General features: G+C 63.0%; 17 protein-coding genes. 9 read left to right on the top strand and 8 right to left on the bottom strand.

Going from position 1 to position 16,002, the window contains the following annotated elements; translation table 11 throughout:
• The first annotated feature begins 143 nt into the window (after positions 1-143).
• The 3 genes from modA to modC are packed head-to-tail and all read left to right on the top strand — an operon-like array spanning position 144 to position 2,718.
• Positions 144-917: a molybdate ABC transporter substrate-binding protein gene (modA, locus tag V8352_RS15770; protein ID WP_336425259.1), complete on the top strand. Its 774-nt coding sequence runs from the start codon at positions 144-146 to the stop codon at positions 915-917.
• A complete protein-coding gene (modB, locus tag V8352_RS15765) occupies positions 917-1,600 on the top strand; it encodes a molybdate ABC transporter permease subunit (protein WP_336425258.1) in 684 nt (227 codons plus the stop codon). Before modA ends, modB begins: the two co-directional genes overlap by 1 nt.
• Positions 1,597-2,718: a molybdenum ABC transporter ATP-binding protein gene (gene modC, locus V8352_RS15760; RefSeq protein WP_336425257.1), complete on the top strand. Its 1,122-nt coding sequence runs from the start codon at positions 1,597-1,599 to the stop codon at positions 2,716-2,718. Before modB ends, modC begins: the two co-directional genes overlap by 4 nt.
• Before the next feature lie 75 nt (positions 2,719-2,793).
• Here modC and V8352_RS15755 read toward each other — a convergent pair whose 3' ends face one another.
• From V8352_RS15755 to V8352_RS15730, 6 genes are all read right to left on the bottom strand, one after another.
• Positions 2,794-3,777, bottom strand: a complete 984-nt coding sequence (locus V8352_RS15755) for an ABC transporter ATP-binding protein (protein WP_336425256.1) — start codon at positions 3,775-3,777, stop codon at positions 2,794-2,796.
• On the bottom strand, positions 3,774-4,772 hold the full coding sequence (locus V8352_RS15750) for an ABC transporter ATP-binding protein (protein ID WP_336425255.1): 999 nt from the start codon (positions 4,770-4,772) through the stop codon (positions 3,774-3,776). The genes V8352_RS15755 and V8352_RS15750 overlap by 4 nt, the downstream gene beginning before the upstream one ends.
• Positions 4,772-5,680 (bottom strand): ABC transporter permease, encoded by a 909-nt coding sequence (locus tag V8352_RS15745; RefSeq protein ID WP_336425254.1) that lies wholly within the window; start codon positions 5,678-5,680, stop codon positions 4,772-4,774. The genes V8352_RS15750 and V8352_RS15745 overlap by 1 nt, the downstream gene beginning before the upstream one ends.
• Complete coding sequence (locus V8352_RS15740; protein ID WP_336425253.1) at positions 5,677-6,663, bottom strand: ABC transporter permease; 987 nt, start codon at positions 6,661-6,663, stop codon at positions 5,677-5,679. The genes V8352_RS15745 and V8352_RS15740 overlap by 4 nt, the downstream gene beginning before the upstream one ends.
• Before the next feature lie 155 nt (positions 6,664-6,818).
• The gene (locus V8352_RS15735) at positions 6,819-8,216 is read right to left on the bottom strand and encodes an ABC transporter substrate-binding protein (RefSeq protein ID WP_336425252.1); all 1,398 of its coding nucleotides are present in this window, start codon (positions 8,214-8,216) and stop codon (positions 6,819-6,821) included.
• Positions 8,207-8,362: a hypothetical protein gene (locus V8352_RS15730; RefSeq protein WP_336425251.1), complete on the bottom strand. Its 156-nt coding sequence runs from the start codon at positions 8,360-8,362 to the stop codon at positions 8,207-8,209. Before V8352_RS15730 ends, V8352_RS15735 begins: the two co-directional genes overlap by 10 nt.
• Before the next feature lie 306 nt (positions 8,363-8,668).
• On the opposite strand from V8352_RS15730, the gene V8352_RS15725 reads away from it, so the two are divergent.
• The 6 genes from V8352_RS15725 to V8352_RS15700 all read left to right on the top strand — a co-directional run bounded on the left by V8352_RS15725 (position 8,669) and on the right by V8352_RS15700 (position 13,931).
• A complete protein-coding gene (locus tag V8352_RS15725) occupies positions 8,669-10,279 on the top strand; it encodes an ABC transporter permease (protein WP_336425284.1) in 1,611 nt (536 codons plus the stop codon).
• A gap of 207 nt (positions 10,280-10,486) precedes the next feature.
• Positions 10,487-11,128 carry an ATP-dependent Clp protease proteolytic subunit gene (locus V8352_RS15720; RefSeq protein ID WP_336425250.1) on the top strand — a complete coding sequence of 214 codons (642 nt, stop codon included), beginning with the start codon at positions 10,487-10,489 and terminating at the stop codon, positions 11,126-11,128.
• 134 nt (positions 11,129-11,262) lie between these two features.
• The gene (gene clpX, locus V8352_RS15715; RefSeq protein WP_336425249.1) at positions 11,263-12,531 is read left to right on the top strand and encodes an ATP-dependent Clp protease ATP-binding subunit ClpX; all 1,269 of its coding nucleotides are present in this window, start codon (positions 11,263-11,265) and stop codon (positions 12,529-12,531) included.
• Positions 12,532-12,704: 173 nt separating this feature from the next.
• On the top strand, positions 12,705-13,088 hold the full coding sequence (locus V8352_RS15710; protein ID WP_336425248.1) for an NADH:ubiquinone oxidoreductase subunit NDUFA12: 384 nt from the start codon (positions 12,705-12,707) through the stop codon (positions 13,086-13,088).
• A gap of 28 nt (positions 13,089-13,116) precedes the next feature.
• Entirely contained in the window at positions 13,117-13,578 is a 462-nt protein-coding gene (gene mlaD, locus V8352_RS15705) for an outer membrane lipid asymmetry maintenance protein MlaD (protein ID WP_336425247.1), read from the top strand.
• Positions 13,578-13,931, top strand: a complete 354-nt coding sequence (locus V8352_RS15700) for a DUF2155 domain-containing protein (protein ID WP_336425283.1) — start codon at positions 13,578-13,580, stop codon at positions 13,929-13,931. The genes mlaD and V8352_RS15700 overlap by 1 nt, the downstream gene beginning before the upstream one ends.
• On the opposite strand, the gene aat is transcribed toward V8352_RS15700, so the two are convergent.
• Complete coding sequence (gene aat / locus V8352_RS15695) at positions 13,886-14,545, bottom strand: leucyl/phenylalanyl-tRNA--protein transferase (protein ID WP_336425246.1); 660 nt, start codon at positions 14,543-14,545, stop codon at positions 13,886-13,888. The two genes, V8352_RS15700 and aat, sit on opposite strands and share 46 nt — an antisense overlap.
• 100 nt (positions 14,546-14,645) lie before the next feature.
• Entirely contained in the window at positions 14,646-15,995 is a 1,350-nt protein-coding gene (gene accC, locus V8352_RS15690; RefSeq protein WP_336425245.1) for an acetyl-CoA carboxylase biotin carboxylase subunit, read from the bottom strand.
• Between the last annotated feature and the right edge of the window lie 7 nt (positions 15,996-16,002).

Genomic DNA, 16,002 nt, shown 5'->3' with positions numbered 1-16,002 from the left:
AACGGGGCTGTAGGTATTTACTGCCTTGTCTATACTATATATTGTTAAGATACCGAAAAAACAACTATCCGGCGCGCTCTGTGGTCTGCTTTTGGGTGGAATGACGGTCTTGTGGCGGCAGTGCACGGGCGAAGGGATGTGACATGCGCTGGTGTATCGTGTTGATCCGCCTCAGTTTTGTGCTGGCCTGGGCCGCCTGCTCGGTGGCAATGCTGCTGCCACTGCGCGCACATGCCGACGCGCCCGCCACTGTTTTTGCGGCGGCGTCGCTGCAAGGGGTGCTGTCGGATCTGGCCGAGGTTTATCCCGGCGGCGCGCGCGTGTCCGTCGGCGGGAGCGGAATGATCGCCCGGCAGATCGCAGATGGCGCGCCTGCAGATGCCGTCATCCTTGCCAATCTCGACTGGATGGACTGGCTGGAGGCGGAAGGCGCGGTCGATTCGGCAAGCCGCATCGGGTTGCTCGGCAACACTCTGGTGCTGATTGCTCCCGAGGATACCCCGGACCTGGATGCTGTCACCATCGCCAGCGTTACCGCCCGGCTGGATGGCGGGCGCATCGCCATCGGCCAGACGGCGGGCATTCCGGCGGGCATCTATGGGCGCCAATGGCTTGAGGCGGCGGGTCTTTGGGATGCGCTGCGCCCGCACCTTGCCGAGACGGACAACGTTCGCGCCGCGCTGGCGCTGGTCGCGCGGGGCGAGGCGCCCTTGGGTGTCGTCTATGCCACCGATGCCGCCGCCGAGGCGGGGGTGCGTGTGCTCTATACCGTGCCGGCGCAGATGCACGATCCGATCACCTATCCCGCCGCCGCGCTCACGGATGCCGGAGCGCGCTTCATCACATTCCTGCAAACCGCCGAGGCGAGAGATATCTTTGCCGCGCATGGGTTTGCGACATTGCAGCCGCTGCCCTGATGCTGGATGCGGCCGCACGCGATGCCGTGATGCTGTCGCTGCAGGTGTCGGCCATCGCGGTCGCATTCAGTCTGCCGTTTGCCATCGCTGTGGCATGGGTGCTGGCACGGCGGCAGTTCTGGGGCCACGCGGCGCTGAGCGCGCTGGTGCATCTGCCGCTGGTTTTGCCACCGGTCGTGACGGGCTACCTGCTGCTGCTGACATTCGGGCGCAGTGGCTGGGTGGGCGGCGCGCTGGCCGAGATCGGTATCGTTCTGGCCTTTCGCTGGACGGGTGCGGCACTGGCGGCTGCGGTCATGGGGTTTCCCCTGATGGTGCGCGCCATCCGCCTGTCGATCGAGGCAGTCGATCCCGGACTGGAGGAAGCAGCCGCGACGCTGGGTGCGGGGCGCTGGTCGGTCTTTTGCCGCGTGACGCTGCCGCTGATCGCGCCGGGTGTGCTGGCCGGTATGGTCATGGGATTTGCCAAGGCGATGGGCGAATTTGGCGCCACCATCACCTTTGTCGCCAATATTCCGGGCGAGACGCAGACCCTTCCTTCGGCCATCTACGCCTTCTTGCAGGTGCCGGGTGGCGAGGGCTCTGCGATACGGCTCGTCATTGCCGCGCTCGTGCTGTCCGTCGGGGCAGTTCTGATGTCCGAATGGCTGGCGCGGCGTATGGCGGCGAGGATCGCCGCATGAGGTTGAGCGTCGATATCAGGCACCGCATGGGTGATTTTGCGCTGGAAGCGGCGTTCGAGGCGGGTCCGGGCGTGACCGCGCTTTTTGGTCCCTCGGGGTCGGGCAAGACGACGATCGCCAAGGCGGTCGCAGGGCTGCTCACGCCGCAGGAGGGCCGGATCGCACTGGGCGCAGAGACGCTTTTTGATCGGCAGGGCGACCTCTGCCTGCCACCAGCCCGGCGCCGCATCGGTGTCGTCTTTCAGGACGGGCGACTTTTTCCGCATCTGACGGTGGCACAGAATATCGCGTTCGGGGCGCGCTATGCGCCCTCTGGCGCGGCGGGGCTGGAGGCGGAGGTGATTGAGCGGACGCTTGGCATCGGCGCGCTGATGGGGCGGTATCCCGCAAGCCTTTCGGGCGGCGAAAAGCAGCGCGTCGCCATCGCGCGCGCGCTGGCCATGCGGCCACGCCTGCTGCTGATGGACGAGCCTCTGGCGGCGCTCGACGGCCCCCGCAAGGATGAGATCCTGCCCTATCTGGAACGGCTACGCGACTCTGGGAGCGGACGGCCCGGCGACTCCGGGCGCGGCGTGCCCATCGTGTACATCACCCATGCGATGGCTGAAATCGCGCGGCTCGCGGACCGTATCGTGGTTTTGCGAGACGGGCGCGTGGTATGCGCCGGCGGCGTCACCGAGGTGCTGAGCGATCCGCTGATGGTGCCCATGATCGGGGTGCGCGAGGCCGGCTCGGTCCTGATGGCGCGCGTGGCCGAGAGCAATCCGAACGGCCTGAGCCGTCTTGTCGTCAGTGGCGGCGATTTGCGCCTGCCGGGGGTCAGCGCCGAGGTCGGCACCTCCGTTCGGATCAGGATATTGGCGCAGGATGTTCTTGTCGCGCTCGAGCGGCCCGTCGGCCTGTCGTCGCGCAATATCCTGCCCGCTGTGGTCGAGGCGGTGCATCGCGGGGAGGGGCCGGGCGTCGCCGTATCGCTGCGCCTCGGGCAGGACCGTCTCTTGGCGCGGATCACCGGGGACGCGATGGACGAGCTTGGGCTAGCGCCCGGCACGGCTTGTTACGCGGTTCTAAAGGCAACGGCGGTGGCGCGCGCGGACATCAGTCTGCGCGGTGCATAAGCTCATTCCCCAAGCAAGATGTCGCATTTGCGCGCAGAACATGGGCGCGCCTTTGTGTAATGAGGTAACCCCTTGTCACTCGGCCAAATGACACGCCGCCATGGTGCCTCTGTTCCCGACGGGGCGCAGCTGCGGGCGCTCGGCGCGGCAGATGTCCTGCGCGATGGGGCAACGCGGCGCAAACGGGCAGCCCGGCGGCGGATTGACCGGATCGGGCAACTCGCCCGGCTCGCGCGGCGCATCGAATGATCCGCCCTCAAGCCGGGGGATCGCATCGAGCAGAAGCTGTGTGTAGGGATGCTTGGGTTCGGCAAAGATCGCATCCGTTTGCGCCAGTTCCATGACCTGACCCAGATACATGACCGCGACGCGATCACCGAAATGCTCGACCACGCTGAGGTCATGCGTGATGAACATGTAGGTCAGATCACGCTCGTCCTGAAGGTCATTGAGCAGGTTGAGGATCTGCGCCTGGATCGACACGTCAAGCGCCGAAATCGGCTCGTCCGCGACGATGAACGCGGGGTTCGTCACCAGCGCGCGCGCGATGGCGATGCGCTGGCGCTGGCCGCCCGAGAACTCATGCGGCAGTTTGCGCTGCCAGCTTTGGTCGCAGCCAGTGGCATCCAGCACGGCCTCGACCTGCGCACGAACGTCTGCCCCGGATTTGCCCGGCATCAGATGGCGGATCGGCTCGGCCAGGGTCTGGAACACGTTGCGGCGCGGGTTGAGCGACGCATATGGATTCTGGAACACCATCTGCATGTCGGCGCGGATCGGCTTGCGCTCGGGCTCGTCCATTGTGTCTATGCGCTTGCCTTCGAAATAGATCTCGCCCGCCGAGGGTGTCAGCAGGCCCATGATGGCGCGGCCTAGGGTGGTCTTGCCGCAGCCCGACTCGCCGACGACGCAAAATGTCTCGCCTTTCTGAATTTGCACATCGACGCCCGAAAGGGCGTGGAGCACGGGCGTCTCCCGGCTCAGAAAATGCGTCGGCAGCTTGAAACGCATCTCGAGGCCGCGGGTTTCCACGATGGGTGTGGATTTGGGATCGATCATCTTGCGGTCTCCGCGTCCTCGGCCACGCCGCCCGATGCGGCGCCCTCGTGCATCGGGTGAAAGCAGGCAACACCATGCTCGAGCGGGGGCATGGTCGCACGGCACACGTCTGTCGCCCGCTCGCAGCGCGGATGGTAGGGGCAGCCCGACGGCAGGTTGGTGATGGGCGGCATGGAGCCGGGGATCTGGTAGAGTTTCGCGCCACGGGTCGAGTTCTGCGGCAGGGCCTTGAGCAGACCGACAGCATAAGGATGCTTGGGCGCGTTAATGATATCGCGGGTGCGCCCGGTCTCGACGCATTTGCCCGCATACATGATCATGATGCGCTCGGTCACCTCGGCGACGACCCCCAGATCATGCGTTATGAGCATCAGCGCCACGTCATTCTCGCGGCACAGGCGCAGGATCAGTGACATGATCTCGGCTTGGATGGTCACATCCAGCGCCGTTGTCGGCTCGTCCGCGATGATAAGCTCGGGATCGGTCAGCAGGGCGATGGCGATCACGACGCGCTGACGCAGCCCGCCCGAAAGCTCGTGCGGGTAGGCATCCATCCGGCTCTCGGCCGAGGGGATGGCGACCAGTTTCAACTTCTCCACGCTCAGGCGGTGCGCCTCGCGGGTGGAAATGCTGCGATGCGCCTTGAGCGTTTCGATCATCTGCTGGCCGATGCTGAGCACCGGGTTGAGCGTGACCATGGGATCCTGAAAGATCATCGAGACGCGATTGCCGCGAATGCGGCGGATCTGCCGCTCGGAAAGGGTCAGAAGGTTCTGCCCGTCGAAGGTGACGGAGCCTTGGGTGACGCGGCCCGGCTCGGCGATGAGGTTGAGGATGGCGAAGGCGAGCATGGACTTGCCCGCGCCGGATTCGCCTACGACGCCGAGGCGCTGGCCCTTTTCCAGCACCATGTCGACCCCGCGCAGCGCCTCGACTTCGCCCTTCTTGCCGCGCGGAAAGGCGACGTGCAGATCCTTGATTTCAAGAAGTGGCATCAGTCGTCCCCCCGGCGCAGTTTCGGGTTCAGCACGTCGCGCAGCCAGTCGCCCAGCAGGTTGAGCGCAAGCACCAGCGTGACCAGCACGATCGCCGGGTAGAGCGTGATCCACCAACTCCCCGAGAAGATGAATTCAAAGCCCGACCGGATGAGCGAGCCCAGCGACGGCTTGTCCGTGGGCATGCCCAGGCCAAGGAAGCTGAGCGCCGCCTCGGTCATGATTGCCTCGGCAACCTGGATGGTCGAGATGACAAGAATCGGCGTCATCGTATTGGGCAGGATATGGCCCCACATCACCTTGCGCGGGGGCAGGCCGATCACGCGGGCGGCGTCCACGTATTCCTTGTTTTTTTCGCCCAGCACCGAAGACCGCACCGTGCGCGCGAATTTCGGCCATTCGGCCACGCCGATGATGAGGATCAGCATGAAGATCGCGTAGTCGGCGTAGATGTTGGCGTCGAAGGCGGCCTGAAAGAGGGCCAGCGCGATGATGGCGATCATCAGCGTCGACAGGGACATCTGGATGTCCGCCATGCGCATCAGGAAGCTGTCGACCCAGCCGCCCCTGTAGCCTGCCCAAAGTCCCAGCGTGACGCCAAGGATGCCCTGCACGATGACGGCGCCAATGCCGATGATGAGGCTGATGCCCGTGCCGTAGAGAATGGTCGAAAAGACGCCGCGCCCCTGCGCATCGGTGCCAAGCCAGAACCGCTCGTCTCCGCCCTCGCGCCAGGAAGGGGGCATCTCGCTGTCCATGATGTTGAGTTGCATCAGGTCGTATGGGTTCTGCGGCGCGATGAAGGGCGCGAAAACGGCCATGATGATCATGAACGCAAGCACGATAGCCGCGCCAATGGCCACGGGATCGGAGGCGAAGCGTCTGAGAAATCCCTGCCAGGTGATCATGACTTGGCCCCCGGAAGTTTGACCATCGGATTGATGAGTGTGTAGACAAAATCGACGATGGTGTTGACCACGACAAAGATCAGCCCGACGACAATGATGTAGGCGATGATGAGCGGGGTATCGACGCGGTTTACCGCCTCGAGAAAGAGAAAGCCCATGCCCGGCCACTGGAACACGGTCTCGGTCAGGATCGTGTAGGCGATGAGTGTGCCGATCATCAGACCGCCCACCGTCACGACGGGCAAGAGTGTGTTGCGAAACGCATGGACGTAGCGCACGCGCGGCGTGCTCAGGCCCTTGGCGCGGGCAAAGCGGACATAATCGGTGCTCATCGCCTCCATCATCTCGGCGCGGATGAGGCGGATGAAGAGCGGCAACATGATCGAGCTGAGCGCGATTGACGGCAAGATGAGATGCGCCAGGCCATCCCATGTCAAAAAGCCGGTGTCCCAGCCCCAAGGCAGTTCGAGCGTGTCGCCGCGCCCGAAGGCGGGCAACCACTGAAGCTCGACCCCAAAAAGCCAGACCAGCAGGATCGCGGTCAGGAAGACCGGCACTGAAATGCCCACGATCGAGGCGGTCATGATCGTCTTGGCCAGCCACTTTTCGCGGTTGATGGCGCAATAGATGCCGCCGGGAATACTGAGTGCGAGAAAGATCACGACGGAGCCGAGGACCAGCTCGAACGTCGCGGGGAATTTATCCATGATCACGTCGAGGGCGGGCCGCTTGAAGAAGTAGGAGGTGCCCAGATCGCCCTGCACGGCGTTGCCGAGAAATCGGCCGTATTGCACGATGAAGCTGTCGTTCAGTCCCAATTCCTCGCGCAGTATGTCACGATCGGCCTCTGCCACGGACTGGCCGACGAGTTCGCGCAAGGGATCGCCCAGATTGTCCTGGATCGAAAATCCGATGAGCGAGATGACGAACATCACGATCACGGCCTGAATGACGCGCCGGATGAGGAATGCGATGATATGCATGATGTGTATGCGTCTCTGGCGGCTGCTGGAGGGGGCGCGGATGGCATGGAGGCCCGAAGATCCGGCGCCGTCTAGGCCGGGTTGGGGCGAGCGTCAATCCCAAGGGGCAGGGTGACGCAGCGGCGGGCCGGAAATTTCCGGCCCGCCAGACAGCCTTAGTCTTCGATGACGAGATCGCCCAGGTAGGGGAAATTCATCACGTTGAGGACCGGTTCGATGTCGACGCCATCGCGGGCGGCCCATGCAAGGTCTTGCCAATGCAGCGGAATATAGGCCGCATCGTCATAAAGGATCTGCTCGACCTCTTGCAGCATCTCGGCGCGCTTGTCCGGATCGGTTTCGGTCAGCGACGCCATGGTCAGCTCGTCGACCTTGGCGTTGGAATAACCGCCTGAGTTATACTGGCCTTTGCCGGTGTCGGCGTCGGGCGTCATGTTGAGGAACTCGTAGAAGTTGGCCGAATCCTCGGTATCGGCATGCCAGCCGATCATCATGATGTCTGCCGCGCGCTCGTCGAACTTGGGCCAGTACTGCGCCTTGGGCATGGTGGTCAGATCGACCTTGATCTTGATCTGGGCCAGCATGGCCGCTGCCGCTTCGCAAATCTTGTAGTCGTTCACGTAGCGGTTGTTGGGGCACATCATGGTGGCTGTGAAGCCTTCGGCATAACCTGCCTCTTCCATCAGGGCGCGGGCCTTTTCCACGTCGAAGCGCGGTAGCAGGTCCGGGTTGTGGCCCAGATACCCTTCGGGCGAATTCTGCGCCGCAACGGTGCCGAAACCCTTCATGATCTTTTCGACGATGCCTTCATTGTAGATGGCATGGTCCATGGCCAGACGGACCTTGGGATCGGCCAGTGCCTCGTTCCGATTGCCGTTGAGTTGCAGCGTGATGATACGCGTGCCCGACATCGTGATGAGGTTTGTCTCCTCGTTGTCATCGATGCGCTCAAGGTCGGTGGGCGGAACGGGCGCGATGAAATCGACATCGCCCGACAAAAGCGCCGCAACGCGGGTTGGCGCTTCCTTGATCGGCGTCAGGATCGCCGTCTGCACGTTGCCGGGGCTCTCCTCGTCCCAGTAATCGGGATTGCGCTTGAACACCATCCTGACGCCCTGCTCACGCTCGGTGACGGTGAAGGGGCCGGTGCCCGAGATGTTCTTGGAGGCAAAGCTGTCGCCATGCTTGGCGATCTCGGCGCCGCCTTCCTCATAGAACTCCTTGTCGAGGGGGAAGACATAGGTCGCGGTGTGCAAAACCAGCGGGCTCGGCCCGTCGGTCTTGATCTCGACGGTGTAGTCGTCGATTGCCTCGACGGACGTCCAGCCCGAAAAAATGCCCTTGAAATCAGCCGAGGATTTCAGGCGCTCGATGGTCCAGACGACGTCTTCGGCGGTCATATCGTTGCCCGAGTGGAACGTGACGCCCTCGCGCAGATTGAAGCGCATGGTGGTGTCGTCGACGCGCTCCCAGTCGCTGGCAAGGCGGCCATCGAAGCCCAGATCCTTGTTCCAGCGCACGAGCGGGTCAAAGACCATGTGGCTCAGCTGCAAGGTGCCGCCGGACAGCTGCTCGTGCGGGTCGAGCGAGACGGGTCCGCGTCATAGGCGAAGTTGAGCGTCTGCGCGGGCGCCAGCGTGGCTGCGCCCATCAAGAGCGCGGTCGCCGACGCCGTTGCGAGGTGTCGAAGTGTTTTCATGATTTTCTCCCAGATCTTGGTCGCGGTCGCTGCCGAACTTGTGGCGCCACCTTCGCGATGACGAGAAAGGTGTTCCAATTCCGGGCGCATGTAAAGGCTGCCGTTCCGGTAAGGGGCAAGTCGGCCGGAACAAAAGGGCGCTGGGCCTCGCGCGGCCGCGCCGGAATTTCGATGCGTGTCCGGCCGTTAGTCTGTGCGCGCCTGCGGCGCTGCGTTGCTTGACCCCCAGCACCGGCGGTATTAGTGATCAAAACGCTCAGGCATAGACGCCGGGCGGCAGGGGGCGTTTTCGTGACAGAACGGTTGATGTACCGGCTGGCGTGGCTTGTCGCGGCGCTATGCGTGGCACCTATTTTCGCAGCGGCGCTCGCGGCCTTCACTGGCGATCTGGCAACGTGGCGCGATGTGCTGTCGTCGGTGTTGCCGCGCTACACGGCGACAACGCTCGCTCTGGTGGTGATCGTGGGCAGCGGCGCGGCCATCATTGGCACGTCGACGGCATGGCTGGTCACTGTCTACCGCTTTCCGGGGGTGCGCTGGCTTGAAATCGCGCTGGCGCTGCCGCTGGCCTTTCCTGCCTATGTGCTGGCCTATGCCTACACCTCACTGCTGGATCATCCCGGCCCCGTGCAGACGCTGCTGCGCAGCGTGACGGGCTTGGGGCCGCGCGACTACTGGTTTCCCGAGATCCGCAGCCTCGGGGGCGCGGCAGTGATGCTGACCATGGTGCTTTATCCTTATGTCTATCTATTGGCGCGCGCGTCCTTTCGCCAGCAAAGCTCGAACGCCTTTCTGGTCGCGCGCACGCTGGGCCGCGCGCCGCTTGCGGCGTTCTGGGCGGTGGCCCTGCCGATGGCGCGGCCAGCAATCGTGGGGGGCACATTGCTTGTGGTGATGGAGACAATTGCCGATTTCGGCACTGTCGCCTTCTTCAACGTGCAGACCTTTGCCACGGGGATCTATCAGGCATGGTTCAGCCTTGGGGATCGCGCGGCGGCGGCGCAACTGGCGCTTTGCCTTCTGACGTTTGCGCTGTTGCTGGCAGGGCTCGAGCGCGCGCAGCGGGGCCGCGTGCGGCGTGCGGGACGCGGTGGCGCGCGCTTCGAGGTGCTGGCCAAGCCGCGCCTGACGGGCTGGCGGGCGTGGGGCGCGGTCGCCATATGCCTTCTGCCGGTTCTGGTCGGCTTTTTGATCCCGGCGGTGATGCTGAGCGTCATGGCTTGGGGGTCGGGGCAGAACATCCTGCAGGGCCGCTATATCGACCTGATGAGCAATTCGGTGCTGTTGGCGATGGTCGCATCGGTGCTGACGGTCCTCGGCGCGATCCTGATCGGGTTTCGCGCACGCACCCGTCCCAGCCGTACATCGCGCGGCCTCGTCGTGGGCGCGGGCCTTGGCTATGCGGTGCCGGGCGGTGTCATCGCGGTCGGTCTGATGGTGCCTCTGGCAGGGTTGGACAATGCGATCGACAGTTTCATGGAGGCTAATTTCGGGATTGATACGGGGCTGCTCATCACGGGCTCGATCTGGCTGATGGTCATGGCCTATATGGCGCGCTTCATGGCTGCGGCGCTCAACGCCTATGACAGCGGGATGGCCACGGTACCTGCCCACTACGACGCCATCGCGCGCAGCCTTGGGCAGGGCGCGGGGCGTCTGCTGTGGCGGGTGCACCTGCCGGTGGCGCGCACGTCGGTGCTGACGGCGCTTCTGATCGTCTTTGTCGACGTGATGAAGGAATTGCCCGCGACATTGATCCTGCATCCTTTCAACTTCGAGACGCTTGCGGTTCAGGCCTACCGCCTCGCCGCTGACGAGCGGTTGCGCGAGGCGGCGGTGCCGTCACTGGCGCTGGTCGCCTTCGGTCTGATTCCCGTGCTGATCCTCTGCCGGACATTGGGGCGCGAAAGTGCCTGAGCGGCGCGTCTCGGGCCGGGCCACTTGGATCAGCCCGCACGTCATGAAGCCTGTGATGGGCGCGTGCGCGAAAAGGGCAGCGGGCGACGGCGCGTCAGGGGGCTAATTCCCGCCGCTCCCCTTGCAGGCGCTGTGGCGCAGCACTAAGACTTCTTTAGGAATGATCCGCTAGATGGCGGACGGACATATCAGCATGCAAGGCGGATTATGACAGACCCAATGGACACCTACATGAATACCCTCGTGCCGATGGTGGTCGAGCAGACCAGCCGGGGTGAGCGGGCCTACGACATCTTCTCGCGTCTGCTGAAGGAACGGATCATCTTCTTGAGCGGTCCCGTTCATGATGGCATGTCCAGTCTGATCGTCGCGCAGCTTCTGCACCTTGAGGCGGAGAACCCGTCGAAAGAGATCAGCATGTATATCAACAGCCCCGGAGGCGTGGTGACATCCGGTCTGTCGATCTACGACACGATGCAATACATCCGGCCCAAGGTCTCGACGCTGGTCATCGGCCAGGCGGCCTCGATGGGCTCGCTTCTGCTGACGGCAGGCGCGCCCGGAATGCGCTTCTCCCTGCCCAACAGCCGCATCATGGTGCACCAGCCGTCGGGTGGCTATCAGGGTCAGGCGACCGACATCATGATCCACGCTGAAGAGACGCTGAAGCTGAAGAAGCGCCTCAATGAGATCTATGTCAAACACACCGGCCAGACGCTGAAAAAGGTCGAAGAGGCCCTGGAGCGCGACAATTTCATGTCGCCGGAGGACGCCAAGAAATGGGGCCTGATCGACGAAATCGTCGAGAACCGTATCAAGCCCGAAGACGAGGACAAGCCCGAGTCGTAAGGGCCGAAAGGGGCACCGGAAGGGGGATAATTTTGCGATTGTCGCCGCCGGGTGCCTGCCATAAGCTAAAGGCAATGGCGGTCCGATCCCCGGATCGGGCCCCGATTTGCAACGCACCGCCCGAAAGGTAGATCATGTCGAATAGTTCAGGCAGCGACAGCAAGAATACTCTCTACTGCAGCTTCTGTGGCAAAAGTCAGCACGAAGTGCGCAAGCTGATCGCGGGGCCGACCGTTTTCATCTGCGATGAGTGTGTCGAGCTTTGCATGGACATCATCCGCGAGGAAACCCGCAGCGCAGGGCTCAAATCCTCCGAAGGTGTGCCCGCCCCACGCGAAATTTGCGACGTTCTGGACGACTATGTGATCGGTCAGTTTACCGCCAAGCGCGTTCTCTCGGTGGCCGTGCACAACCATTACAAGCGTCTGAACAATTCGGGCAAGTCCGGCGATATCGAGCTTCAGAAATCCAACATCATGCTGATCGGCCCGACCGGCTGCGGCAAGACATTGCTGGCCCAAACGCTGGCACGCATCCTCGACGTGCCTTTCACGATGGCGGACGCGACCACGCTGACCGAGGCCGGTTACGTTGGCGAGGATGTCGAGAACATCATTCTCAAACTGCTTCAGGCGTCGGAATACAATGTCGAGCGCGCGCAGCGCGGCATCGTCTATATCGACGAGGTCGACAAGATCACGCGCAAGTCCGAGAACCCGTCGATCACCCGCGATGTGTCGGGCGAGGGCGTGCAGCAGGCGCTGCTGAAGCTGATGGAAGGCACGGTTGCCGCCGTGCCGCCGCAGGGCGGGCGCAAGCATCCGCAGCAGGAATTCCTTCAGGTCGACACGACCAACATCCTCTTCATCTGCGGCGGTGCCTTTGCCGGTCTGGACAAGATCATCGCGGCGCGTGGCAAGGGATCGGCCATGGGTTTTGGCGCCGATGTGCGGGACAAGGACGATCGCGGCATCGGCGAGGTGTTCAAGGATCTTGAGCCTGAGGATCTGCTGAAGTTCGGCCTCATCCCCGAATTTGTCGGCCGTCTGCCGGTTATCGCAACGCTCGAGGATCTGGACGAGGATGCGCTCATCACGATCCTGACCCAGCCCAAGAATGCCTTGGTCAAGCAATACCAGCGCCTCTTCGAGCTTGAGAATGCTCAGCTGACCTTTACCGACGACGCGCTGACCGCCATTGCCAAGCGTGCGATCAAGCGCAAGACCGGTGCGCGTGGCCTGCGTTCGATCCTTGAGGATATCTTGCTCGACACGATGTTCGAGTTGCCGAGCATGGAAAATGTCGAGGAAGTGATCGTCAACGAAGAGGCAGTCGCATCCGGCGCCAAGCCGCTGATGATCTACGCCGAGGCTGCCAAGAAAGAGGGCAAATCGGCGGGCTAAGAGGCCTTGGACCGATGTGCGACAGAGGGGCAGGCCGTTGGGCCTGCCCTTTTGCATTGAGCCAAGCGGCAAGCCGCTTTTGCCGCACGCGCTGACATCATTCCTGCGCCTGTGCCACTGGACCTTTGCGACTTGATGCGCCATATCAGGTGCAACACTCCGAGGAGGACGACATGGGCATTCTCAACTCGCTGCTGCGCGCCGTCACCTGGTGGCACGGCCAGACCCTCAACACTCAGCTTTATACTTGGCGCCGAGGCGTCAAGGTGGGCGAGGATTCGCAGGGCAACATCTTCTACAGGTCCAAGGATGGCGACCGCCGCTGGGTCATCTACAATGGCGAGGCCGAGGCGAGCCGCGTCAGCCCCGAGTGGCATGGATGGCTGCACCACACCTATAAGGAGCCGCCCACCGAGGCGCCACTGCCCCATCAAACGTGGGAAAAGCCGCATCTGGAGAATTTGACCGGCACCGCGCTGGCCTATGCACCCGCCGGCTCGATTAGGCGTAGCCAACCCAAGCCGCGCAGCGATTACGAGGCGTGGCGCCCCGAGTAGGGCGACCCCACCCCAGCAGAGAGCGAACATGGCTGAGAACAAGAGCGAAATCATCGCGGGCGCCGTCGTGCTGGCCGTCGCATTGGGCTTTGTCGTCTATGCGGGCAAGCTGACCGGCGCATCTGCGGGCGGCGATACCTACGAATTGAGCGCCAGCTTTCGGTCGGCCGATGGTATCACCGTGGGCACGGATGTGCGCCTTGCGGGCGTCAAGGTGGGGCGCGTGACGTCCATGGCGCTCGACCCTGCCACCTACCGGGCGGGCACCACAATTGCCGTTGCAAATGGCATTGACGTGCCCGAGGACAGTGCGCTGGCGATCTCTTCCGAAGGTCTTTTGGGCGGCAACTATGTCGAGATCCTGCCGGGCGGTTCGCCCCTCTATTTCGAGCCGGGTGATCAGATCGAATTCACCCAAGGTTCTATCAGTCTTGTCTCGCTCTTGATGAAATTCGTCGGCGGCGACAGCGATCAGGCCCCATCCCAATGATGCGGCTGGCGGCCCTGGCGCTGGCTGTGCTGCCAATGACGGCAGCAGCGCAGGAGGCCACCGAGCTTGGCACGGGCGCTGTGCTCCGCGGGCTCGAGAAGGTGTCTGGCGACATCACTGACATGACATTGGGCCCCGGCGAAGAGGGCCAGATCGGGTCGCTGACCGTCGAGTTGCAGGAGTGTCGTTATCCGCAGGGCGATCCTGCGGCAGATGCTTTTGCCTTCCTCACCATCCGTGACAGTGACGCAGAGACCATCTTTTCCGGCTGGATGTTCGCGTCATCGCCTGCGTTGAATGCGCTGGATCATCCCCGCCTCGATGTCTGGGTGCTGCGCTGCAGGACAGAGTGAGGCGATGGATCGACGGGCAGGCTGTGGATGCTTGCGGGTCGGTTTATGGCCACCGCCAATTCCGCGCGATAAGCCGCACGGCTGATCTCGATTGCGCCCAGGCTTGCCAGATGATCGGTGAGGAACTGCGTGTCAAAGAGGCGAAAGTCACAGCGCCTCAGGTGATCCACCAGATGAGCCAGCGCCAGTTTCGAGCCATCTGTGGCGCGTGAGAACATGCTCTCACCAAAGAACGCGGCGCCCAGGGTGACGCCGTAGACGCCGCCAATCAACTCGCCCCCCGCGCGGATTTCCATCGAATGAGCGTGCCCTAGCGCGTGAAGCATGATGTATTGGCTGCGGATCTCGCTGTTGATCCATGTCTCTGGCCGGTCTGCGCAGGCATCCACCACGCCTGCGAAATCGTGGCTTAGCGCAACAGAATAGTCGGCGCGCCGCATCCGCTTGGACAGGCTGCGCGACACGTGGATGCCATCCAGTGGCATCACGCCCCGCTGGCGCGGATCGACCCAGAAAATCTCGGGGTCGTCGCGCCCTTCGGACATTGGAAATATGCCCGAGGCATAGGCATTCAACAAAAGGTCGGGCGTCAGCGAAAAATCCGTGTCCTTCATGCGCTGCCTCGCAAATGCGGCCTGATGCGATCCGCCAAAAACCTCGGTCACGGCTTTTGGCGGTACGCAGTGCTCAACACGATCAATGCGCGCCCTGCTTTTAGCCGCGCAGGTTTGTCTCCAGCCAATGCTCCAGCCAGTGAATATTGTATCCGCCGGTCTGTATATCCTCTTCCTGCAACAATGCGTGGAAAAGTGGCACGGTGGTGTCGACGCCATCGACGATCAACTCGCCCAATGCGCGGTTGAGGCGCGCCAGCGCGGCGGGCCTGTCAGGCGCATGCACGATCAGCTTGCCGATGAGGGAATCGTAATAAGGCGGGATGCTATAGCCGTCATAAAGCGCGCTATCCATGCGCACGCCCAGACCGCCGGGTGCGTGAAACTGGGTGATCCGGCCGGGGCGCGGCGAAAACTCCGGCAGCTTTTCCGCGTTGATGCGCACTTCGATGGCGTGACCGTTGATTTTCAGATCATCCTGCTGAAACTCCATCTCGAGACCGGCTGCCACGCGGATCTGCTCGCGCACCAGATCGACGCCAAAGACGGCTTCGGTCACGGGGTGTTCCACTTGCAGGCGCGTGTTCATCTCGATGAAGTAGAACTCGCCGTTCTCGTAGAGAAATTCGATCGTGCCGGCGCCGGTGTAGTTGATGCGCGCAACCGCGTCGGCGCAGATCTTGCCGATGCGATCCCGCTCATCGGGGGTGATCGACGGGCCGGGGGCCTCTTCAAAGACCTTCTGGTGACGCCGCTGAAGCGAGCAATCGCGCTCGCCCAGATGCACGGCACGTCCCTTGCCATCGCCAAAGACCTGAATTTCGATGTGGCGCGGCGTGGTCAGGTACTTCTCGATATAAACTTCGTCATTGCCAAAGTTCGATTTGCCCTCGGCGCGCGCGGTCTGGAACGCACGCTCCATCTCGGCTGCGGAATTGGCCACTTTCATGCCCTTGCCGCCACCACCGGCAGTCGCCTTGATGATGACGGGATAGCCGATTTCGTCGCCGATGCGCTGCGCATCGGCGAGGGTCGGAACGCCGCCTTCGCTGCCGGGCACGCAAGGCACACCCAGCTGCCGCATCGTGTCCTTGGCCGTGATCTTGTCGCCCATGACGCGGATGTGCTCGGCGGTGGGGCCGATGAATGTCAGGCCATGATCCTCGACGATCTGCACGAATGCCGCGTTTTCAGACAGGAACCCGTAGCCGGGGTGGATCGCCTGCGCGCCAGTCACCTCGCAGGCCGCGATGATCGCGGGGATCGACAGATAGCTGTCGGTGCTGGCGGGCGGGCCGATGCAAACGCTCTCATCCGCCATGCGCACATGCATCGCGTCGGCGTCAGCGGTGGAATGGACGGCGACGGAATGAATGCCCATCTCGCGCGCTGCGCGGATGACCCGCAGGGCGATTTCGCCCCGGTTGGCGATCAGGATCTTGTCGAACATGGGTATA

The sequence above is a fragment of the Roseovarius sp. D0-M9 genome, assembly GCF_037083805.1.
In the GTDB taxonomy this organism is placed as follows: domain Bacteria; phylum Pseudomonadota; class Alphaproteobacteria; order Rhodobacterales; family Rhodobacteraceae; genus Roseovarius.
This window is presented reverse-complemented; position numbering and strand designations above follow the sequence as displayed.